Here is a 22069-nt window from a genome sequence, read left to right on the forward strand (position 1 = left end):
ACAAAATCGTAGGCCGGGTAAGCGTAGCGCCACCCGGCAAAAATACCTTAGATCTTACAAGCGCCGCTTTCGCAGCCGTCGTCCTGGATGGACGGGGCCAGGTCATCCTGAGCGTCTTCAGCGCCATCACGGGTGTTGTGATAGTACAGCGTTTTGACGCCGAATTTATAGGCGTTGAGCAGGTCTTTCAGCAACTGCTGCATCGGCACTTTTCCGGAAGGGAAGCGCGTCGGATCGTAGTTGGTATTCGCAGAGATCGACTGGTCGATAAACTTCTGCATGATACCCACCAGCTGCAGGTAGCCGTCGTTGTTCGGCATTTCCCACAGCAGTTCGTAGGCGTTCTGCAGGTTTTCGTAGTCCGGCACCACCTGGCGCAGGATCCCATCCTTCGACGCTTTGATACTCACGTGGCCGCGCGGCGGCTCGATGCCGTTGGTGGCGTTGGAGATCTGCGACGAGGTCTCGGACGGCATCAGCGCGGAGAGCGTGGAGTTACGCAGGCCGTGGGTTTTGATGGACGCGCGAAGCGCTTCCCAGTCGTAGTGCAGGGACTCACTGACGATGCCGTCCAGGTCTTTTTTATAGGTATCGATCGGCAGGATACCCTGCGCATAGGTGGTTTCGTTGAACCACGGGCAAGCGCCCTGTTCGATAGCCAGTTCGTTGGAGGCCTTCAGCAGGTAGTACTGAATCGCTTCGAACGTTTTGTGGGTCAGGTTGTTGGCGCTGCCGTCGGAGTAGCGTTTGCCATGCTTCGCCAGATAGTAAGCGAAGTTGATCACGCCGATGCCCAGCGTACGGCGGCCCATCGCGCCGCGTTTGGCGGCCGGGATGGGGTAATCCTGATAGTCGAGCAGCGCGTCCAGGGCACGCACCGCCAGCACCGCCAGCTCTTCCAGCTCGTCGAGGCTGTCGATAGCCCCGAGGTTGAAGGCCGACAGGGTGCACAGCGCGATTTCGCCGTTTTCGTCGTTGACGTCTTCCAGCGGTTTAGTCGGCAGGGCGATCTCCAGGCACAGGTTAGACTGGCGCACCGGGGCGACCACCGGATCGAACGGGCTGTGGGTGTTGCAGTGGTCGACGTTCTGGATGTAGATGCGGCCGGTGGAGGCGCGCTCCTGCATCATCAGCGAGAACAGCTCAACCGCTTTAATGCGCTGCTTGCGAATGCTATCGTCCTGCTCGTACTGGGTGTACAGGCGCTCAAATTCGTCCTGATCGGCGAAGAAAGCGTCATACAGGCCCGGGACGTCGGAAGGGCTGAACAGGGTAATGTCGCCGCCCTTCAGCAGACGGGTGTACATCAGCTTGTTGATCTGCACCCCGTAGTCCATGTGACGAACGCGGTTGGCGTCGGTCCCGCGGTTGTTTTTCAGCACCAGCAGGCTTTCCACTTCCAGATGCCACATTGGGTAGAAGAGGGTCGCCGCGCCGCCGCGTACGCCGCCCTGCGAGCAGGACTTCACCGCGGTCTGGAAATGTTTGTAGAACGGAATGCAGCCGGTGTGGAAGGCTTCGCCGCCGCGGATCGGGCTGCCCAGCGCGCGAATGCGGCCGGCGTTGATGCCGATGCCGGCGCGCTGGGAAACGTATTTCACAATCGCGCTGGAGGTAGCGTTGATGGAGTCCAGGCTGTCGCCGCACTCGATCAGCACGCAGGAGCTGAACTGACGGGTTGGGGTACGCACGCCGGACATGATCGGCGTCGGCAGCGAGATTTTAAAGGTCGACACCGCGTCGTAGAAACGCTTGATGTAGTCCAGACGCGTTTCGCGCGGGTAGTTAGAGAACAGGCAGGCAGCCACCAGAATATAGAGGAACTGCGCGCTCTCATAAATTTCGCCGGTGACGCGGTTTTGTACCAGATACTTGCCTTCCAGCTGCTTAACGGCAGCGTAGGAGAAGTTCATGTCGCGCCAGTGGTCGAGGAAACCGTCCATCTGCTGGAACTCTTCTTCCGTGTAGTCTTCCAGCAGATGATGATCGTATTTACCCTTCTCGACCATCTTCACCACGTGATCGTAAAGCGCCGGCGGCTCAAACTGGCCGAAGGCTTTTTTACGCAAATGGAAAATCGCCAGACGCGCGGCGAGGTACTGGTAATCCGGCGCATCGCGGGAGATCAGATCCGCAGCGGCTTTGATAATGGTTTCGTGGATGTCCGCGGTTTTAATGCCGTCATAGAACTGGATATGCGAGCGCAGCTCTACCTGGGAAATCGAAACGTTATTCAGTCCTTCTGCCGCCCAATCCAGTACGCGATGGATTTTGTCGAGATTGATGCGCTCGGTGGTTCCGTCGCGCTTTGTCACCAGCAGACTCTGATTCATGTGGATTTTACCTGTCCGTGAAAGAAAATATCCCCCGTTTATCCACAGAAGGCCGTTGTGACTAACTCTGTGGATAAATACTATATGTAGGGGGTTGTCGATAAAAGGAACGCTATATGGTGAGTATTTTAGTAAGGAATCTTTTGAGTACAAGGGTTGATTTTGACGTTAAATTGAGGTTGCGGAAGGGTAATAATCCGCAAGTCCACGTCGCATAAGGCCTGGAGAAGAAGTCAATAAAACAGAAAAAAAAATGAAAATTTGATCGAGTGCTGATTTCTTCATCGGAAGAAATAATCACGCGGCTTGATGCCGCGCAATCATCATAAGCGCAGGTGCTGACGTCACGCTTTTTTCGCGCTGGTATGCAACATATAGTTAACATCAACCCCCGGCGCCAACTTGAAGGTGTTGGTCAACGGATTGTAATGCAGGCCGATGATATGCTGCTCTTTCAGAGAAGTCTGATCTACCCAGCCCAGCAGTTCGGCCGGCTTGATAAACTTTTTCACATCATGAGTGCCTTTGGGCACCATCTTCATGACATATTCCGCGCCGACCACCGCCATCAGCCACGCTTTACCGTTACGGTTGATGGTGGAGAAGAAGACCTGGCCGCCAGGCTTCACCAGCCGCGCGCAGGCGTGGACGACCGACTGTGGGTCAGGGACGTGCTCCAGCATCTCCATGCAGGTGACGACGTCATACTGCTGCGGATGCTTCGCGGCACGTTCTTCAACCGTTTCCTGAACATACTCCACCTGAATTCCGCTCTCCAGGGCGTGCAGTTTCGCCACCTGCAGCGGCTCGGCGCCCATGTCCAGCCCGGTGACCGTCGCGCCTTCGCGCGCCATGCTCTCGGCGAGGATGCCGCCGCCGCAGCCGACATCGAGGACTTTTTTACCGAACAGGCCGCCAGAGCGTTCGGCGATATAGCCCAGCCGCAGGGGGTTAATGCGGTGGAGCGGTTTGAACTCGCCCTCCAGATCCCACCAGCGCGAGGCGACGGCTTCGAATTTGGCGATTTCAGCATGATCGACGTTAGGGGCTACCGACGTTTTTTCGGCATTCATGGGCGCTTTTACTCCTTTTCTGTTCAGACCTGCGAGTATATCAGCAGCGCGCCATGAATAAACCGTATTGCTTTACCTCTCTTAGCGCGGCTGTGTTATAATTTGCGACCTTTGAATCCGGGATACAGTAGAGGGATAGCGGTTAGATGAGCGACCTTGCGAGAGAAATTACACCGGTCAACATTGAGGAAGAGCTTAAGAACTCTTATCTGGATTATGCGATGTCGGTCATTGTTGGCCGTGCGCTGCCGGATGTCCGAGATGGCCTGAAGCCGGTACACCGTCGCGTACTTTACGCCATGAACGTATTGGGCAATGACTGGAACAAAGCCTATAAAAAATCAGCCCGTGTCGTTGGTGACGTAATCGGTAAATACCACCCGCACGGCGACTCCGCGGTATACGACACCATCGTGCGTATGGCGCAGCCGTTCTCGCTGCGTTACATGCTGGTGGACGGCCAGGGTAACTTTGGTTCCATCGACGGCGACTCCGCCGCGGCGATGCGTTATACCGAAATTCGTCTGGCGAAAATCGCTCATGAGCTGATGGCCGATCTTGAAAAAGAGACGGTCGATTTCGTTGACAACTATGACGGCACGGAGCGTATTCCGGACGTCATGCCGACCAAAATTCCTAACCTGCTGGTAAACGGCGCCTCCGGGATCGCCGTCGGGATGGCCACCAACATACCGCCGCATAACCTGACGGAAGTGATCAACGGCTGTCTGGCCTATGTCGACGATGAAGACATCAGCATTGAAGGGCTGATGGCGCATATTCCTGGCCCTGATTTCCCGACCGCCGCCATTATCAACGGCCGTCGCGGCATTGAAGAGGCCTACCGCACCGGTCGCGGTAAAGTCTACATCCGCGCGCGCGCGGAAGTGGAAGTGGACGCGAAATCCGGCCGCGAAACCATCATCGTGCATGAAATTCCCTATCAGGTGAACAAAGCGCGCCTGATTGAGAAAATCGCCGAGCTGGTAAAAGAAAAACGCGTGGAAGGCATCAGCGCGCTGCGTGACGAGTCTGATAAAGACGGGATGCGCATCGTGATTGAAGTGAAGCGCGACGCGGTAGGGGAAGTGGTGCTCAACAACCTCTATTCCCAGACCCAGCTGCAGGTCTCCTTCGGCATCAACATGGTTGCGCTGCACCATGGCCAGCCGAAGATCATGAACCTGAAAGACATCATCGCCGCCTTCGTGCGCCACCGCCGCGAAGTTGTGACCCGTCGCACCATTTTCGAGCTGCGTAAAGCCCGTGACCGCGCGCATATCCTCGAAGCGCTGGCCGTGGCGCTGGCCAATATCGACCCGATTATCGAACTGATCCGTCGTGCGCCGACCCCGGCTGAAGCGAAAGCAGCGCTGGTTGCCCAGGCGTGGGATCTCGGTAACGTCGCGGCGATGCTGGAGCGTGCCGGTGATGACGCCGCGCGTCCGGAATGGCTGGAGCCCGAGTTCGGCGTGCGCGAGGGTAAATACTACCTGACCGAGCAGCAGGCCCAGGCGATTCTGGATCTGCGTCTGCAGAAACTGACCGGCCTTGAGCATGAAAAACTGCTCGACGAATATAAAGAGCTGCTGGAGCAGATCGCGGAACTGCTGCACATCCTCGGCAGCGCCGACCGTCTGATGGAAGTGATTCGCGAAGAGCTGGAGCTGATCCGCGACCAGTTCGGCGACGAACGTCGTACCGAAATCACCGCCAACAGCGCTGATATCAACATCGAAGATCTGATCAACCAGGAAGACGTGGTGGTCACCCTGTCGCATCAGGGCTATGTGAAGTATCAGCCGCTGACCGACTACGAAGCACAGCGTCGTGGTGGTAAAGGCAAATCGGCAGCGCGCATTAAAGAAGAAGACTTTATTGACCGCCTGCTGGTGGCCAACACCCATGACACCATCCTCTGCTTCTCAAGCCGCGGTCGTCTGTACTGGATGAAGGTCTATCAGCTGCCGGAGGCCAGCCGCGGCGCGCGCGGTCGTCCGATCGTCAACCTGCTGCCGCTGGAAGCCGATGAGCGTATCACCGCTATCCTGCCGGTCCGCGAGTATGAAGAGGGCGTCAACGTCTTTATGGCCACCGCCAGCGGTACCGTGAAGAAAACCGCGCTGACCGAGTTCAGTCGTCCGCGTTCCGCCGGCATTATCGCGGTGAACCTGAACGAAGGCGATGAGCTGATCGGCGTCGATCTGACCTCTGGTCAGGACGAAGTGATGCTGTTCTCCGCGGCCGGCAAGGTCGTGCGCTTCAAAGAGGATGCCGTTCGCGCCATGGGCCGTACCGCCACCGGCGTACGCGGCATTAAGCTGGCGGAAAACGACAGCGTCGTCTCGCTGATTATTCCGCGCGGCGAAGGCGCGATCCTGACGGTGACGCAAAACGGTTACGGTAAACGTACCGCCGCGGCTGAGTATCCGACCAAGTCGCGTGCCACCCAGGGCGTTATCTCGATCAAAGTCACCGAGCGTAACGGTTCCGTGGTCGGCGCCGTACAGGTGGATGATTGCGATCAGATCATGATGATCACCGACGCCGGGACGCTGGTGCGTACCCGCGTTTCCGAAGTGAGCATCGTGGGCCGTAACACCCAGGGCGTGATCCTCATCCGCACCGCGGAAGATGAAAACGTGGTGGGGCTGCAGCGCGTCGCTGAGCCGGTAGACGACGAAGAACTGGACGCCATCGACGGTAGCGCGGCGGAAGGCGATGACGATATCGCCCCGGAAGCGGATACCGATGACGACATCGCCGAAGACGAAGAGTAATCGTCCCAGGTAAATGTTCTGAAAGGGCCGGGTATTCTCCCGGCCCTTTTTGCATTAACATTGCGGCAAAGCCGCTTTACCGCTACTTTAACCCCATTCTGTTGAGTCCCTGACGGCCGAGCATCGCCACATTGAAATATCTTGCCTCTTTTCACACAACCCTGAAGGTTTCCCGTTATCTGTTCAGAGCGCTGGCGGTATTGCTGTGGCTGCTGATTGCGTTTGTCTCTGTGTTTTATATCGTCAACGCGCTGCACGAGCGGGAAGCCGAGATCCATCAGGAGCTCAATCTCAACGCCGATCAGGCCCAGCGCTACATTCAGCGTACAGCGGATGTGATTAAAGAGCTGAAGTACGTCGCCGGTAACCGGCTGTCGGCAGGGGATGCGGTAGCGCAAGGGCAAAGCGGCGATATTGCGATCCCCAGCTTTGAACCCCTGTATCCTGACTCCGACTGCAGCGCGATGAGTAGCGCCTGGCGTAATTCGCTCCAATCGCTGGCGTGGTTCATGCGCTACTGGCGGGATAATTTTACCGCCGCCTACGACCTTAACCGTATCTTTCTCATCGGCAGCGATAATCTCTGTATGGCCAACTTTGGCCTGCGTGACGTGCCGATTGAGCGCGATCAGGCGCTGAAAGTCCTGCATCAACGCATTGAGCAATACCGCAATGCGCCGCAAAACGAGCGCGGCAACAACCTGTTCTGGATAAGCCAGGGCATGCGCCCCGGGGTGGGCTATTTTTACGCCCTGACGCCGATCTATATGGCCAATCGCCTGCAGGCGATGCTCGGCGTTGAGCAGACCATCCGCATGGAAAGCTTCTTTACGCCGGGCAGCCTGCCGATGAGCGTGACTATCTTCGACGATAACGGCCAGCCGCTGATCTCCCTGGCCGGCGCGGAAAGCAAAATCCAGAGCGAAGCGAAATGGATGCAGGAGCGGATGTGGTTTGGCTACAGCGCGGGTTTCCGCGAGCTGGTGCTGAAGAAAAGCCTCGCGCCGTCATCCCTGAGCATCGTCTATTCCGTCTCGGTAGACCAGGTGCTGGAGCGGATCCGTATGCTGATCATCAACGCCATCGTTCTCAATATCCTCAGCGGCGCGATGCTGTTTGCGCTGGCGCGGATGTATGAGCGGCGCATTTTTATCCCTGCGGAAAATGACGCTCAGCGGCTGGAAGAGCATGAGCAGTTCAACCGCAAAATCGTGGCCTCCGCCCCGGTGGGGATCTGTATTCTGCGCACCCTCGACGGGACCAACATTCTCAGTAACGAGCTGGCGCACAACTATCTGAACATGCTGACCCATGAGGACCGCCAGCGGCTGACGCAGATCATCTGCGGCCAGCAGGTCAACTTTGTCGATGTGCTGACCAGCAACCATACCAACCTGCAGATTAGCTTTGTCCACTCGCGCTATCGCAACGAAAACGTGGCGATTTGCGTGCTGGTGGACGTTTCCGCCCGCGTGAAGATGGAAGAGTCGCTGCAGGAGATGGCCCAGGCGGCGGAGCAGGCCAGCCAGTCGAAATCGATGTTCCTTGCCACCGTCAGCCATGAGCTGCGTACTCCGCTGTATGGCATCATCGGCAACCTCGATCTGCTGCAGACCAAAGCGTTGCCGAAGGGCGTCGATCGCCTGGTGACGGCGATGAACAACTCCTCAAGCCTGCTGTTGAAAATCATCAGCGATATTCTCGATTTCTCCAAAATCGAGTCCGAGCAATTGAAGATCGAGCCGCGGGAATTTTCCCCGCGCGAGGTCATGAACCATATCTCCGCCAACTATCTGCCGCTGGTGGTGCGCAAGCAGCTGGGTCTGTACTGCTTTATCGAACCGGACGTTCCGGAACAGATGTCCGGCGACCCGATGCGCCTGCAGCAGGTGATCTCCAACCTGCTGAGCAATGCGATCAAGTTCACCGACACCGGCTGCATTATCCTGCACGTCCAGTGCGCGGGGGATTATCTGCAGATTAGCGTCCGCGACACCGGGGAGGGGATCCCGGCGAAAGAGGTATTGCGCCTCTTCGACCCCTTCTTCCAGGTGGGGACCGGCGTGCAGCGCAACTTCCAGGGCACCGGCCTTGGCCTGGCGATCTGTGAAAAACTGATCAGCATGATGGATGGCGATATCGCCGTGGAAACGGAGCCGGGAATGGGCAGCCGCTTTACCATCCGCATCCCGCTGTATGGCGTGCAGAACACGCCGCAGATGACGGCGAACGGTTTCGCTGGCAAGACCTGCTGGCTGGCCATCCACAACACCTCGCTGGCGATGTTCGTCACCTCGCTGCTCAGCTATCACGGCCTTACGGTACGTCGTCATGCCGGAGAAACCCCGGACGCCGAGGATGTCTTACTCACTGACGATGAAGCGCTGAGCGGCTGGCAGGGAAGGGCGATGGTCATCTTCTGCCGTCGTCATATCGGTATTCCGCAGGAACGGGCCGCCGGCGAGTGGTTGCATAGCGTGACGACGCCGCATGAACTGCTGCCGCTGTTGGGGCGTATTTTCCACGTCGCGCTGGCCAGTGCGGACAATAGCCGGGCGCTGATGGCGCCGGAGGCGCAGGCCGGCAATAACGACGACATGATGATCCTCGTGGTCGACGATCATCCGATCAACCGGCGCCTGCTGGCGGATCAGCTGGGATCGCTCGGCTACCAGTGCGTGACCGCGAACGACGGGGTCGACGCGCTCAACGTCCTCAGCAAGCAGCACATCGATATCGTGCTCAGCGACGTCAACATGCCTAATATGGATGGTTATCGCCTGACGCAGCGCATTCGTCAGCTTGGCCTGACGCTGCCGGTGATTGGCGTCACGGCCAATGCCCTGGCGGAAGAGAAGCAGCGCTGTCTGGAATCGGGGATGGACAGCTGTCTGTCCAAGCCGGTGACGCTTGACGTGCTGAAGCAAACGCTGACGGTATATGCGGCGCGGGTACGTAAAGGGCGGGAATAACGGGGAACTCCGTCTCGCCGGGGCGAGACGGAGAGAGCGTAGGGTTACTCTTTGTCCGTCGCGCTCAGCGAGACGGAGGACAGGTAGTTCAGCAGGGCGATGTCGTTTTCGACGCCCAGCTTCATCATCGCCGACTTTTTCTGGCTACTGATGGTTTTGATGCTGCGGTTAAGCTTTTTGGCGATCTCGGTCACCAGGAAGCCTTCGGCGAACAGACGCAGCACTTCGCTCTCTTTCGGCGACAGGCGTTTATCGCCATAGCCGCTGGCGCTGATTTTTTCCAGCAGACGAGAGACGCTTTCCGGGGTGAATTTCTTCCCTTTCTGCAGCGCGGCCAGCGCTTTTGGCAGATCGGTCGGCGCCCCCTGCTTGAGGACGATCCCTTCGATATCCAGATCCAGCACCGCGCTGAGGATCGCCGGGTTGTTGTTCATGGTCAGAACAATGATCGACAGATCCGGGAAGTGGCGCTTGATGTATTTAATCAGCGTGATCCCGTCGCCGTATTTATCACCGGGCATGGACAGATCGGTGATCAGCACATGGGCGTCCAGCTTCGGAAGATTGTTAATAAGGGCCGTGGAGTCTTCAAACTCGCCAACGACGTTCACCCACTCAATTTGCTCAAGTGACTTACGAATACCGAACAGTACGATCGGATGGTCATCGGCAATAATTACGTTCATAGTGTTCATGTATAAGGCTACCTTCTACAGCAAGCTCTTGACGTAAGCGTCAATGTCGCTGATATATTTTTCTATGCCTTGCGCATCCTTTTCGCGAATCAGATGCTCAAGCGTTTCACATAACTGCTTGCCGGGTATCAGATTAAGCATAGCAAATGCCCCTTTGAGGCGGTGGGCGGTTTGTGCCAGAGCAGCAAAATCGCCCGCTTCGATTTCAGTATACAATCTCTGAACATCATCCGGTACCGTATCGGCAAACAGTGCGTAATAGCCGCTGGCATGGAGTTCGGCGTTACTCTCGTTTCCTGAGGTGGCGGGCTGAACCGCCTCCTCCGCCAGCTGCTGCTCAATAAGCTGCAGGATAGCCTCCTGCATCGCCGTGCTAATATTAAAGTTGACCCGCAGTTGGCCCGGGCCGATTTTGCGTATCCCAACCTCATCATCGCTTAAAAGCAAGCCCGAAGCAGTAAGATTAGACGGATTATCCGTTAAATACAGATCGAACGCTTGACTTGTCGCCCGATCGTCCTGCGTGATGCAGGACGCCCCCCAGCTCTCCAGCTGGCGGGTGACAATCCGCCGCACTTCGCTGGAGGTCACATCCAGCAGGACGATAACGTCATCCAGCAGATGTTCTCCCGCCTCTGGCGCCTCTTCGCTGGCCGGCATTTTCAGATGCAGGCTATAGCGAGTCCCCAGCGACTCTCGCGCTTTGATGGTCAACTGCCCGCCCAGCTTGCGCGTCATGCGGTCACATAACCAGAAGGTGAGGGCGTTCGCTTTGCCGTACAGATCGCTCTGGGTCTCATTGAGATACGGGAAGTGCATATTGTCGATCTCGTTAGCCGAGACCCCGTTGCCGGTATCGAGAATGCGGAAGGTCAGGCGATCGCTGGCCGACTCTTCCTGGCAGACGTCGAGGGTGATCTTGCCGATCGGCGTGGTGGTGACGGAATACTGGATCAGCAGCACCAGCGTGCGCCGCAGCGCTTCACGGTCGCCATAGCGTTGTTCGCCGGCAGGCAGCGCGTTATTGATAAGCAACTGCAGCCCCTTGCGCTTCATCGCCGGCAGCACCTCCGGTACGACGTCGTCGATCAGCTCCTGCACCGAGAACAGCGACTGGCTGGTTTTCCAGGCATCGCTTTCCAGCAGGTTAGCCAGCTGAATGTCATCGATCAGTGTGACCAGCTCATCGGCATGCTGCGCCAGCGTCCGGTTCTCCGCGCCGTCGAGCGCCGCTGCCTCGGCCGCCAGGTTCAGGGCGGGCTGCTTCAGGGCGCTGCCGATATGCTGCATAAAGGCCGCCCGGCCCTGCTGGTTTTTCTCATACAAGCGCTGGGCCTGTTTGAGCTTTTTATTGACCAGCACTTCGCGGTCCTGGTCTCGGATGATCAGGATCTGCGTGCGCGGCGCTACCTGGCTGCGATACTGGCGGATCTCATACTGTTCGTTGTTGACGGTGGCCTGGATCACCCCCTGATGCTGGTCCGCCATGTTGGTGATGTTCTGCAGGTTCAGGTGCGGAAGCAGATGGTCGGCAATCGGGTTGCTGATCACCGTTCGGTTGGCTTCCTGATCGTGGACGAGCAGCCCCAGCGGCAGCAAAGACACAATTTCTTCATTAATGGCGCGCAGTAAACGCAGTTCGCTATTGGCGGCGGAGGGGAGCCCGGCGCCCGAGGCGCTGCTGCGTCCTTTATAATGCCGAAAGGTGGCGAAACCGAACAGGGCCAGCGCCAGCAGGCCAATGTTAAGCAGCAGCGGCAGAAGAATGTTCTGCAGGGACTCCAGCAGCATGGTGCTCATCGGGACCGTCCACAGCACCTGCATACCGGTGGTGCTGATGTCGGTGGCGATGTCAATCTGCATGCCGTTGAAGGTGATCCCGATATGATCGCTAGCCTCTTTCTCGGGGCTGGCGGCAACATTCTGCGAGGGATCAGGCTCGATACGGAAGCTGTCCAGCGCCATGCCCGGCGGGATCAGATCGTTAATCGGCAGGTCGAAGGCGACCACTGTCGCCAGGTGTCCTGGCTGATTGAAGGTAGTACGTAACGTAAAGTAGTGCGCGTTCTGCCAGGCAAGATGGCGCAGCGGCGAGAAGGTCTCGCGCTCATCAAGGGTATTGGCCTGCAGCAGCATTTCCGCGCGCCGGGATTCCACCACGCTGCTGATGGTTGACTCTTTAAAGCTTGAGGAGAGGTCCTTCAACGGCAGGGTGGAGATGAGAATCAGGCTATTATCCAGACCATTGAGATAGTACATCGACCACGGAATGGTCTCCGCGCCCCACAAAATATCCAGATAATCGGACATTTTCTGCGTCATCTCGAGGGTCGAGCTGTCGTGGGAGCCAAAGATCAGGGCTTCGGTTTTACGTCGGGGCTTCTCCAGATAGTACACGTCCTGCTTTAAACGCGTCTCCTGCAGGCCGCCGCTGGCGGTGTTGGAAGAGGTGGCGGCGATATTGTCGTAGATTTGCCAGGTGGCATAGCGCCAGGTATCAATACGCTGGTGCAGGGCATGAGAGACATCAACCACCTGATAGCTTTTCTCTTTCAGCCAGGCATTGACGGCGCTTTGAATCATCACCCCCATCGTCGCCAGCAGGACAATAACCATCAAAATGAAGAAGCGGCTGATGTTGCCGGGGATCAGAGAGAATTTTTTCGGGGTCATCTTGTGGCTGAACGACTCATCATTGTTTGTAAACAGGATGTAGCACCAGAGTAACTGGCAACAAAGCAGATGCTGCAGGCAGTATAAAGGCTAATGGCGTAAATCCATACTACAGATTGGCGCCAGCGGCGCGATACCGCCCAGGAATTATCTTAGAAACGAAGCGTAAATGAAACCGCGTCCGCAAGGCTGACAGCTGACGATATTGGCAGAAACAAAAGCGAAGAATCGCACGAAATAACAAGACATTGGCGGAATAAGCACGAAAGGCGGCCTAATTGATTGATTAATAGTCGTTAGGGAATCATTGGCTATAGCACAGATAAATTAAAGTTGTGTAAAGAAGGGTAAAAAAAACCGGATGCGAGGCATCCGGTTGAAATAGGGGTAAACAGACATTCAGAACTGAATGACGGTAATAAATAAAGTTAATGATGATAGCGACTCTTATTTTAGTCACCAATGATCATTTTGTTTTACCATTCAGTGCTATAGGCTTGGTTTTGTATATCGTATTGATTTTGAATGGCTAAATAATTTTTTTGATTATTAGTGCGTATTTCCCTGGCCATTTTGGGGTGAAAAAAAGTTCCGCTGCATTTACAAATTGAAACATCTTGTGGGAACTTTGAAACATCTTAGAAGTTTTAGTATCATATTCTTGTTGGATTATTCTGCATTTTGCAGCACAATGAAATAGCCGACTGATTAGAAGGGTAATCAGTAAGCAGTGGCATAATAAAAGGCATATAACAAACAGAGGGTTAATAACATGAAAGTTAAAGTACTGTCCCTCCTGGTACCGGCTCTGCTGGTAGCAGGCGCAGCAAATGCGGCTGAAATTTATAACAAAGACGGCAACAAATTAGACCTGTACGGTAAAATTGACGGTCTGCACTACTTCTCTGACGACAAGAGCGTCGACGGCGACCAGACCTACATGCGTGTAGGCGTGAAAGGCGAAACTCAGATCAACGACCAGCTGACCGGTTACGGCCAGTGGGAATACAACGTTCAGGCGAACAACACTGAAAGCTCCAGCGATCAGGCCTGGACTCGTCTGGCATTCGCCGGTCTGAAATTTGGCGACGCGGGCTCTTTCGACTACGGTCGTAACTACGGCGTAGTATACGACGTAACGTCCTGGACCGACGTTCTGCCGGAATTCGGCGGCGACACCTACGGTTCTGACAACTTCCTGCAGTCCCGTGCTAACGGCGTTGCAACCTACCGTAACTCTGACTTCTTCGGTCTGGTTGACGGCCTGAACTTTGCTCTGCAGTACCAGGGTAAAAACGGCAGCGTCAGCGGCGAAGGTGCGACCAACAACGGTCGTGGTTGGAGCAAACAGAACGGCGACGGCTTCGGCACCTCTCTGACCTATGACATCTTTGATGGCATCAGCGCTGGTTTCGCGTACTCTCACTCCAAACGTACCGACGAGCAGAATAGTGTTCCGGCACTGGGTCGTGGCGACAACGCTGAAACCTACACCGGCGGTCTGAAATACGACGCGAACAACATCTACCTGGCCACTCAGTACACCCAGACCTACAACGCAACTCGCGCTGGTTCCCTGGGCTTTGCTGACAAAGCGCAGAACTTCGAAGTGGTTGCTCAGTACCAGTTCGACTTCGGTCTGCGTCCGTCCGTCGCTTACCTGCAGTCTAAAGGTAAAAACCTGCAGAATAACTTCACAGGTGTAAACTACGGCGACCAGGACATCCTGAAATATGTTGACGTGGGCGCGACCTACTACTTCAACAAAAACATGTCCACCTATGTTGACTACAAAATCAACCTGCTGGATGAAAACGACTTCACTCGTAAAGCCGGTATCTCTACCGACGACGTGGTTGCACTGGGCCTGGTTTACCAGTTCTAAGTTGCAAGCTGCATAACAAAAAGGCGCCTCTGGCGCCTTTTTTTATGTCTGGTTTAACCTCGCTGGTATACTCTTGTCGCCCTGGTAAGAGGAGCCTCGATTAATGGATATGACTTTCTTTCGCGCCGCGCTGTTGGGCGCCTGCGTACTGTTCTCTGGCTGCGATTCAGCCACCACTCCCGCGACACCCGCCTCAACGGCCACCGTACTGGATGGTAAAACGATGGGCACCTTCTGGCGGGTCAGCGTTATCGGCGTGGATGAGGCAAAGGCCCAGGCGCTGCGCGCCAAGGTTCAGGCCCAGCTGGACGCCGACGATCGCCTGCTGTCGACCTGGAAAAACGACTCGGCGCTGATGCGTTTCAACCACGCGGCGGATACCCGGCCCTGGCCGGTGAGCGAAGCGATGGCGGACATCGTGACCCTGTCGCTGCGGATTGGCGCCAAAACGGACGGCGCGATGGACATCACCGTGGGGCCGCTGGTCAATCTGTGGGGCTTTGGCCCGGATAAACAGCCGGTCGCCACCCCGGATGCGCAGGCGATCGCCGCGGCGAAAGCGCGCACCGGCCTGCAGCATCTGCAGGTTATCAATCAGAGCGGCAGGCAGTTCCTGCAAAAAGATATTCCCGATCTGTTTGTCGACCTCTCCACCGTGGGGGAAGGCTATGCCGCCGACCACCTTGCGCGCTTGATGGAGCAGGAGGGGATCTCCCGCTATCTGGTGTCGGTGGGCGGGGCGCTGGTCAGCCGCGGGATGAATGGCGAAGGCAAGCCCTGGCGGGTGGCGATCCAGAAACCGACCGACCGGGAAAACGCCGTTCAGGCGATTGTCGACATCAATGGCCACGGCATCAGCACCTCCGGCAGCTATCGCAACTACTATGAACTCGACGGGAAACGTATCTCACACGTCATCGACCCGCAGACCGGGCAGCCGATAACCCATAAGCTGGTCTCGGTGACCGTTATTGCGCCAACGGCGCTGGAGGCGGACGGCTGGGATACCGGGCTGATGGTGCTGGGGCCGGAAAAAGCGCAGCAGGTGGTGCGCGAACAGGGGCTGGCGGTCTACATGATCGTCAAAGAGGGGGAGGGCTTTAAAACCTGGATGTCGCCGCAGTTCCGTACCTTCCTCGTCGGCGAAAAAAATTAAAAAGCAAGATTGCGGGTTTTTTGCGGCGGGCTTTACCGCAGACTGAGGATACACTTACAGCAGGAGACCCGTGATGAAACCGATAGTTGCCGATACCGATGACCGCCGCTGGCAGGCTGTCTGCGAGCGTGATACCCGGGCCGATGGTCAGTTCGTCTTTGCGGTACTGACCACCGGCATCTGCTGCCGTCCCTCCTGCCGCTCGCGGCGCGCGCGGCGGGAAAACGTGCGCTTTTTTGCTGACGTCGCTGCTGCCGTGGCGGCGGGATTCCGCCCCTGCAAACGCTGCCAGCCGGATAAAGCCTGCCCGCAGCAGCAAAGGATTGATAAAGTGGCGCAGGCCTGTCGCTTGCTGGAGCAGGAGGCGCCCCTGACCCTCGAGGCGCTGGCGCGCGAGCTGGCGGTCAGCCCGTTTCATTTCCACCGTTTATTCAAATCCGTGACCGGTATGACCCCCAAAGCCTGGCAGCAGGCGTGGCGCGCGCGACGCCTGCGGGAGGCGCTGGAGCAGGGGAAACCGGTGACCCGCGCCGCGCTGGCGGCCGGCTTCCCCGACAGCAGCAGCTATTATCGCCAGGCCGATGCCGCCTTAGGGATGACCGCCAGCCAGTTTCGCCGCGGCGGCGCCGCCGCCGTGGTGACCTGGACGACGGGTGGCTGCGCGCTGGGCCGCTGCCTGGTGGCGCAAAGCGAACGCGGCGTCTGCGCCGTGCTGCCGGGTGATAACGATGCTGCATTGCTCGACGATCTGCGCCAGCGCTTTCCCCGCGCCGAGCTGCGCCAGGGCGACCCTGAGTTTCGTCGTCAGATGGCGGAGATTTTCGCCCACCTCGACGACAGCCGGCGGCCGGTGTCGCTGCCGCTGGATCTGCAGGGCACCGCGTTCCAGCTGCAGGTCTGGCAGGCGCTGCGGCAGATCCCGGCGGGCGAGACCCGCAGCTACCGCCAGGTGGCGGAGCATATTGGCCAGCCGCGGGCGGTAAGAGCCGTGGCCGGCGCCTGCGCGGCGAATTCGCTGGCGGTGATCGTTCCCTGCCATCGGGTGGTGCGTGAGAATGGCGCGCTGTCCGGTTATCGCTGGGGAACCGCGCGAAAAGCGCAGCTGCTGGCGCGCGAGGCGCAACGAGAGGAGGAGTAATGCTCGATCTGTTTAGCGATACCCCACCGTGGCAGGAGCCGCTGGCCCCCGGCGCGGTGGTCCTTCGGCGCTTTGCCCGTGAGCGCGCTCCGGAGCTGCTGCAGGCGATTGCCGACGTCGCCCGTCAGTCGCCGTTTCGCCAGATGGTCACGCCGGGCGGGTACACCATGTCGGTGGCGATGACCAACTGCGGCCGGCTGGGCTGGACCACCGATCGCCACGGCTACCTCTACGCCCCGGTCGACCCGGTAACTCATCACACCTGGCCGCCGATGCCGGCCGTATTCCGTGAACTGGCGCTGGCGGCAGCCGCGGCCGGCGGCTATCCGGGCTTTTCCCCCGACGCCTGTCTGATTAACCGCTACCAGCCCGGCGCAAAGCTGTCGTTGCATCAGGATAAAGATGAACAGGATCTGCGGGCGCCGATCGTCTCGGTCTCGTTGGGCGTGCCGGCCATCTTTCAGTTTGGCGGGTTGCAGCGCAGCGACCCGCTGCAGCGGCTGCTGCTGGAGCATGGCGATGTGGTGGTCTGGGGCGGGGAGTCGCGCCTGTTTTATCATGGCGTTCAGCCGCTGAAAGCGGGCCATCATCCCGAGACCGGAGACTGTCGATATAACCTCACCTTTCGGCAGGCGGGCCGTCCCGGCGATTAAAATAAGAATTATTCTTGATGTCACCGGCGAGCCGTTTAAACTGCTGGCTGTTTTGCTTTTCCGGATAGCCTGTTATGGAACTTCTTTCTCTCGTCTGGCGCCAGTATCGCTGGCCGTTTCTGGGCGTTATTGCCCTCAGCCTGCTCAGCGCCGCGCTGGGTATCGGCTTAATCGCCTTTATTAACCTGCGCCTGATCGCCACTGTCGATACCTCGCTGCGGGTGCTGCCGGAATTTCTTGGCCTGCTGGGGCTGTTGATGGTGGTGACCCTGGGCTCGCAGCTGGCGTTGACCACCCTCGGCCACCATTTTGTTTATCGCCTGCGCGGCGAGTTTGTGAAACGCATCCTCGATACCCAGATTGAGCAGGTGGAGAAGATCGGCAGCGCGTCGCTGCTTGCCGGGCTGACCAGCGATATCCGCAATATTACCATCGCCTTTGTACGCCTCCCTGAGCTGGTGCAGGGGATCATTCTCACCTTCGGCTCCGCCGCTTATCTGGCCTGGCTGTCAGAAAAAATGATGCTGGTGACGGCCCTGTGGATGGCGCTCACCATTTGGGGCGGTTTTGTGCTGGTATCGCGGGTCTACAGACATATGGCCAGCCTGCGCGAAACGGAAGATAAGCTCTATCACGACTACCAGACGGTGCTGGAAGGGCGCAAAGAGCTGACCCTCAACCGCGAGCGCGCGGAGTATGTGTTTAATCAGCTCTACCTCCCGGACGCCCGTGAGTACCGGCACCACATCGTTCGCGCCGATACTTTCCATCTCAGCGCGGTCAACTGGTCGAATATTATGATGCTTGGCGCCATCGGGCTGGTGTTCTGGATGGCCAACAGCCTCGGCTGGGCCGATACCGCCGTGGCGGCGACCTACTCCCTGACGCTGCTGTTTTTGCGCACGCCGCTGCTCTCCGCCGTCGGCGCGCTGCCCACGCTGCTGAGCGCCCAGGTGGCGTTCAACAAGCTGCGCCAGTTCTCCCTCGCCCCTTACCGGGCCGATTTCCCCCGGCCGCAGCCGCAGGCTGACTGGCAGACGCTGGAGCTACGCGATGTCACTTTCCATTATCCGGACCATCGCTTTGCGGTAGGGCCGCTTAATCTGACGCTAAACCGCGGCGAGCTGGTGTTTCTGATCGGCGGCAACGGCAGCGGCAAGTCAACCCTGGCGATGCTCCTGACCGGCCTGTATCAGCCGGTTTCCGGTCAGATTCTGGTGGACGGCCAGCCGCTGGCGGCGGATAAACCGGAGGCGTACCGCAAACTGTTCTCCGCCGTGTTTACCGACGTCTGGCTGTTCGACCGTCTGCTCGGGCCGCAGGGCGAGGAGGCCGATCCGGCGCTGGTGGCAACGTGGCTGGAGCGTCTGCAAATGGCCCACAAGCTGCAGCTGGAAAACGGTAAGATCGGCGACCTGCGGCTGTCGAAAGGGCAGAAGAAGCGCGTGGCGCTCCTGCTGGCGCTGGCCGAGTCCCGGGATATCATTCTGCTGGATGAATGGGCGGCGGATCAGGATCCGCATTTCCGCCGCGAGTTCTACCAGGTCCTGCTGCCGTTGATGAAGCAGATGGGCAAAACCGTGTTCGCCATCAGCCATGACGATCACTACTTCCAGCACGCCGATCGCCTGCTGGAGATGCGTGCCGGGCAGCTGTCAGAGCTCACCGGCGAAGAGCGAGCGCAGGCCTCCCGCGATGCGGTGGCCCGCACGGCCTGATTCACGCTGCGCGCCCGGGGAAAGCCCGGGCGCCGCTGAAATTTTCAGCGTCTACATTGCTGACGGTTATTATTTCCCCCTCCTCGCGCTATGCTTAAGGCTTCCGGCCCGCAGGCCGGCTCACTATTCTCAAAAGGATTGCCCGACCGATGTCCGTTTTGCATAAAAAAAGCGCCCGCTTGCGTGACGAAGAGCGCGCCCGTCTGATTTGGCTGTTGAGCACCGATAAAGCGGTGACCTCTGCGCTGCTGGGCAAACTGACGCTGGCAGAACGTTACGATGAAGGTACGCTCGCCGATGACCTGGCCGAAGTGGAAATCCTGGTCTCGCATCTGCCGCCGCCGGATCTCGCCGATGCGCTGGAAGCGCTTCCCTATGACGCCCGCACCGCGCTGTGGTGCCAGGTGCCCGACGATAAACGCGGCGAAGTGCTGCTGGAAGCCTCAGAAAACGTCTGGGGCGACCTCATCGATAAGATGAGCGACCACGAGCTGCTGCAGGCGATGCAGCCGCTGGATATCGATGAACAGGTTTACCTGCTGCAGCATCTGCCGCGCAACCTGACCGGACGGTTGCTGGCGACCCTGCCGGCCGAGAAGCGCGCCCGTATTCGCCAGATCATGCGCTACGCCGACAACAGCGTCGGGTCGATCATGGAGTTTGAGGTCATTACGGTGCGGCCGGAGGCCACCCTGGCGGCGGTCCAGCGCTATTTGCGGCGTCTCGGTAAAATGCCGGAGAACACCGACAAACTGTTTGTCACCACCCGCAATAAGCTGCTGCTCGGCGAGCTGGAGCTGCAGACCATTCTGCTCAACGATGCGCAGAAGCGGGTGGGGGAGGTGATGGAGGGCGATCCGGTCACCTTTCAGCCGCACGAAGAGGCGGAGAAGGTGGCGCGCACCTTCGAACGTGATGACTTGCTCAGCGCCGCCGTTATCGATGCCGATGGTAAGCTTATCGGCCGTCTGACCATCGATGAGATCGTCGATGTGGTCTATGAAGAGACCGACAACGATCTGCGGCGGATGGGCGGTCTGAGCGATGAAGAAGATGTCTTCGCCCCGGTCAGCAAGGCGGTGAAAACGCGCTGGGCGTGGCTGGCGGTCAACCTGTGTACGGCGTTTATCGCTTCCAGGGTCATCGACGGCTTCGAACACACCATTTCTCAGCTGGTGGCGCTGGCCTCGCTGATGCCGATCGTCGCCGGGATCGGCGGCAATACCGGCAACCAGACGATCACCATGATCGTCCGGGCGATGGCGCTGCAGCAGATCCAGCCCGGCAGCTTTACCTTCCTGATCCTGCGTGAAATGGGCGTTGCGCTGATTAATGGCCTGGTGTGGGGCGGGATCATGGGGGGCATCACCTGGTGGCTGTATGACGATCCGCAGCTTGGCGGAGTGATGACGCTGGCCATGATGCTCAACCTGCTGATGGCGGCGATGATGGGCGTCATCATCCCGATGGTCATGGTGAAGCTGGGGCGCGACCCGGCGGTCGGCTCCAGCGTGATGATCACCGCTATCACCGACACCGGCGGCTTCTTTATTTTTCTGGGGCTGGCGACGCTGTTTCTGATGTAGCCTGCGCTTTTGCCCGCAGGCGGCGGGGGATGATCGCCATCGCGACGATCCCCGCCAGCACGCCAATCGCCAGGTTGCTGGTTCCCACCGTCGCGGCGACGGTCACCAGCATCACCAGCGTTTCCGGCCACGGATTGCGCGCCAGCTCGCCCGGGCGAATGCTGTGCCAGCTAAAGGTCTTCACCGCCACGATCACCATCACCCCGGCCAGGACCGCCATCGGGATCTTCGCCATCACCTGGCTGAGCGCTGTCACCAGCAGGAGCAGCACCAGGCCGGCGATCGCCGTAGAGAGACGGCTGCGGGCTTTGCCCATTTCCACGTTAACGATGGTCTGGCCGATCATCGCGCAGCCCGCGATACCGCCATAACAGCCGGCGAGGATGTTGGCGATACCCAGCCCGGCGCTCTCCCGCGATTTATTCGACGGCGTATGGGTCAGGTCATCCACCAGCTTAGCCGTCAGCAAAGACTCCATCAGGCCGACAAAGGCGATGCTGAGGGCGCACGGCCAGATAATCTGCAGCGTGGCAAGATTGAGGGGAACGGTCAGGGCGGTGAATCCCGGCAGGCCGCCGCGCATCGAGCCTTCATCGCCGACGGTCGGCAGCAGCTGGCCGGTGGTGACGGTATAGAGAGTGAGCGCGACGATGGCGATCAGCGGCGCCGGGATAGCCTTAATAAAGCGCGGCGCCCACAGGACGATAAGCAGCGTGAGGACAAACAGGCCGACGATGAGCGGCTGACGGCTCCAGAAGTGCGGCACCTGGGCAAAGAAAATCAGGATCCCGAGGGCGTTGACGAACCCGGTCATCACCGCCGGGGGGATAAAGCGCATCAGGCGCGCCATGCCGCACAGACCAAACAAAATTTGAATAATACCCGCCAGAATGACGGCTGGCAGAATGTAACCCACGCCGTGCTGATGCACCATCGGGCCAATGACCAGCGCTACTGAGCCCGCGGCGGCGGTGACCATCGCCGGGCGTCCGCCGAGTAGCGACATCGCCAGACAGAGCACCACGGAAGCAATCAGGCTCACCTGCGGGTCAACGCCGGCGATGACAGAAAACGAAATCACTTCCGGGATTAACGCCAGGGCGGTGAGCACGCCGGCCAGGGCTTCGCGCGTCAGCAGCGACGGAGAACGGAGGATGGTGCGCAGGTTGCCGGAAGCGGCGGAGTCAGAAACTGGAGGCATAAAAAAAGTTCGCAGCTTATAAAAAAAGGAGGAGCGGTGTCAGACCCTGCTTCCGTGCGGTCTGTCACAAAACCAGGGATGATAGCGCGGAATCTACCAGCGCACCAGTACAAAAAGTGATTTGCTGTATACATTTATTAAACATTTTTATAACGGATCTCAAAACAGAACTTAAAATTTAAACAATATTTAAATTTTTGAGCTTC

At 58.3% G+C, this 22069-nt stretch carries 13 protein-coding genes; 8 read left to right on the forward strand and 5 right to left on the reverse strand.

Annotated elements, in window-relative coordinates:
* Window positions 1–47 precede the first annotated feature (47 nt).
* Window positions 48–2333 (reverse strand): class 1a ribonucleoside-diphosphate reductase subunit alpha, encoded by a 2286-nt coding sequence (gene nrdA / locus ACOI6Z_RS01345; protein WP_065812275.1) that lies wholly within the window; start codon window positions 2331–2333, stop codon window positions 48–50.
* 344 nt (window positions 2334–2677) lie between these two features.
* Window positions 2678–3406: a bifunctional 2-polyprenyl-6-hydroxyphenol methylase/3-demethylubiquinol 3-O-methyltransferase UbiG gene (gene ubiG / locus ACOI6Z_RS01350; RefSeq protein ID WP_420686805.1), complete on the reverse strand. Its 729-nt coding sequence runs from the start codon at window positions 3404–3406 to the stop codon at window positions 2678–2680.
* A 146-nt stretch (window positions 3407–3552) separates the two neighbouring features.
* Between ubiG and gyrA the strand changes: the two genes are divergently transcribed.
* Both gyrA and rcsC read left to right on the forward strand, forming a co-directional pair.
* On the forward strand, window positions 3553–6186 hold the full coding sequence (gene gyrA / locus ACOI6Z_RS01355) for a DNA topoisomerase (ATP-hydrolyzing) subunit A (RefSeq protein WP_004201688.1): 2634 nt from the start codon (window positions 3553–3555) through the stop codon (window positions 6184–6186).
* Between the two features lie 131 nt (window positions 6187–6317).
* Window positions 6318–9158, forward strand: coding sequence for a two-component system sensor histidine kinase RcsC (rcsC, locus tag ACOI6Z_RS01360; RefSeq protein ID WP_023290484.1), 2841 nt, complete (start codon window positions 6318–6320; stop codon window positions 9156–9158).
* A 44-nt stretch (window positions 9159–9202) separates the two neighbouring features.
* Here the strand turns inward: rcsC and rcsB are convergent, their stop codons facing one another.
* Both rcsB and rcsD read right to left on the reverse strand, forming a co-directional pair.
* On the reverse strand, window positions 9203–9853 hold the full coding sequence (rcsB, locus tag ACOI6Z_RS01365) for a response regulator transcription factor RcsB (protein WP_002913007.1): 651 nt from the start codon (window positions 9851–9853) through the stop codon (window positions 9203–9205).
* Between the two features lie 15 nt (window positions 9854–9868).
* Window positions 9869–12526, reverse strand: coding sequence for a phosphotransferase RcsD (rcsD, locus tag ACOI6Z_RS01370; protein ID WP_065812276.1), 2658 nt, complete (start codon window positions 12524–12526; stop codon window positions 9869–9871).
* A gap of 772 nt (window positions 12527–13298) precedes the next feature.
* On the opposite strand from rcsD, the gene ACOI6Z_RS01375 reads away from it, so the two are divergent.
* From ACOI6Z_RS01375 to mgtE, 6 genes are all read left to right on the forward strand, one after another.
* Window positions 13299–14411, forward strand: a complete 1113-nt coding sequence (locus ACOI6Z_RS01375) for a porin OmpC (protein ID WP_065812277.1) — start codon at window positions 13299–13301, stop codon at window positions 14409–14411.
* A 103-nt stretch (window positions 14412–14514) separates the two neighbouring features.
* Window positions 14515–15567: an FAD:protein FMN transferase ApbE gene (gene apbE, locus ACOI6Z_RS01380; RefSeq protein WP_023290481.1), complete on the forward strand. Its 1053-nt coding sequence runs from the start codon at window positions 14515–14517 to the stop codon at window positions 15565–15567.
* A gap of 73 nt (window positions 15568–15640) precedes the next feature.
* The gene (ada, locus tag ACOI6Z_RS01385) at window positions 15641–16705 is read left to right on the forward strand and encodes a bifunctional DNA-binding transcriptional regulator/O6-methylguanine-DNA methyltransferase Ada (protein ID WP_065812278.1); all 1065 of its coding nucleotides are present in this window, start codon (window positions 15641–15643) and stop codon (window positions 16703–16705) included.
* Window positions 16705–17358 carry a DNA oxidative demethylase AlkB gene (alkB, locus tag ACOI6Z_RS01390; RefSeq protein ID WP_065812279.1) on the forward strand — a complete coding sequence of 218 codons (654 nt, stop codon included), beginning with the start codon at window positions 16705–16707 and terminating at the stop codon, window positions 17356–17358. Before ada ends, alkB begins: the two co-directional genes overlap by 1 nt.
* 74 nt (window positions 17359–17432) lie before the next feature.
* A complete protein-coding gene (locus tag ACOI6Z_RS01395) occupies window positions 17433–19076 on the forward strand; it encodes a multidrug ABC transporter permease/ATP-binding protein (RefSeq protein WP_065812280.1) in 1644 nt (547 codons plus the stop codon).
* Window positions 19077–19225: 149 nt separating this feature from the next.
* Window positions 19226–20662 carry a magnesium transporter gene (gene mgtE / locus ACOI6Z_RS01400; RefSeq protein WP_023290477.1) on the forward strand — a complete coding sequence of 479 codons (1437 nt, stop codon included), beginning with the start codon at window positions 19226–19228 and terminating at the stop codon, window positions 20660–20662.
* Here the strand turns inward: mgtE and ACOI6Z_RS01405 are convergent.
* Window positions 20625–21863 carry a SulP family inorganic anion transporter gene (locus ACOI6Z_RS01405; RefSeq protein ID WP_065812281.1) on the reverse strand — a complete coding sequence of 413 codons (1239 nt, stop codon included), beginning with the start codon at window positions 21861–21863 and terminating at the stop codon, window positions 20625–20627. The genes mgtE and ACOI6Z_RS01405 overlap by 38 nt on opposite strands.
* Window positions 21864–22069: the final 206 nt, after the last annotated feature.

Source organism: Klebsiella sp. C239 (genome assembly GCF_048822715.1).
Lineage (GTDB): Bacteria > Pseudomonadota > Gammaproteobacteria > Enterobacterales > Enterobacteriaceae > Klebsiella > Klebsiella quasipneumoniae.

Excerpts from the sequence above, each read along its gene's own strand:
- nrdA (WP_065812275.1), bottom strand. The coding sequence starts at position 2,333 with ATGAATCAGAGTCTGCTGGTGACAAAGCGCGACGGAACCACCGAGCGC.
- ubiG (WP_420686805.1), bottom strand. The coding sequence starts at position 3,406 with ATGAATGCCGAAAAAACGTCGGTAGCCCCTAACGTCGATCATGCTGAA.
- gyrA (WP_004201688.1), top strand. The coding sequence starts at position 3,553 with ATGAGCGACCTTGCGAGAGAAATTACACCGGTCAACATTGAGGAAGAG.
- rcsB (WP_002913007.1), bottom strand. The coding sequence starts at position 9,853 with ATGAACACTATGAACGTAATTATTGCCGATGACCATCCGATCGTACTG.
- rcsD (WP_065812276.1), bottom strand. The coding sequence starts at position 12,526 with ATGACCCCGAAAAAATTCTCTCTGATCCCCGGCAACATCAGCCGCTTC.
- ACOI6Z_RS01375 (WP_065812277.1), top strand. The coding sequence starts at position 13,299 with ATGAAAGTTAAAGTACTGTCCCTCCTGGTACCGGCTCTGCTGGTAGCA.
- apbE (WP_023290481.1), top strand. The coding sequence starts at position 14,515 with ATGGATATGACTTTCTTTCGCGCCGCGCTGTTGGGCGCCTGCGTACTG.
- ada (WP_065812278.1), top strand. The coding sequence starts at position 15,641 with ATGAAACCGATAGTTGCCGATACCGATGACCGCCGCTGGCAGGCTGTC.
- alkB (WP_065812279.1), top strand. The coding sequence starts at position 16,705 with ATGCTCGATCTGTTTAGCGATACCCCACCGTGGCAGGAGCCGCTGGCC.
- ACOI6Z_RS01395 (WP_065812280.1), top strand. The coding sequence starts at position 17,433 with ATGGAACTTCTTTCTCTCGTCTGGCGCCAGTATCGCTGGCCGTTTCTG.
- mgtE (WP_023290477.1), top strand. The coding sequence starts at position 19,226 with ATGTCCGTTTTGCATAAAAAAAGCGCCCGCTTGCGTGACGAAGAGCGC.
- ACOI6Z_RS01405 (WP_065812281.1), bottom strand. The coding sequence starts at position 21,863 with ATGCCTCCAGTTTCTGACTCCGCCGCTTCCGGCAACCTGCGCACCATC.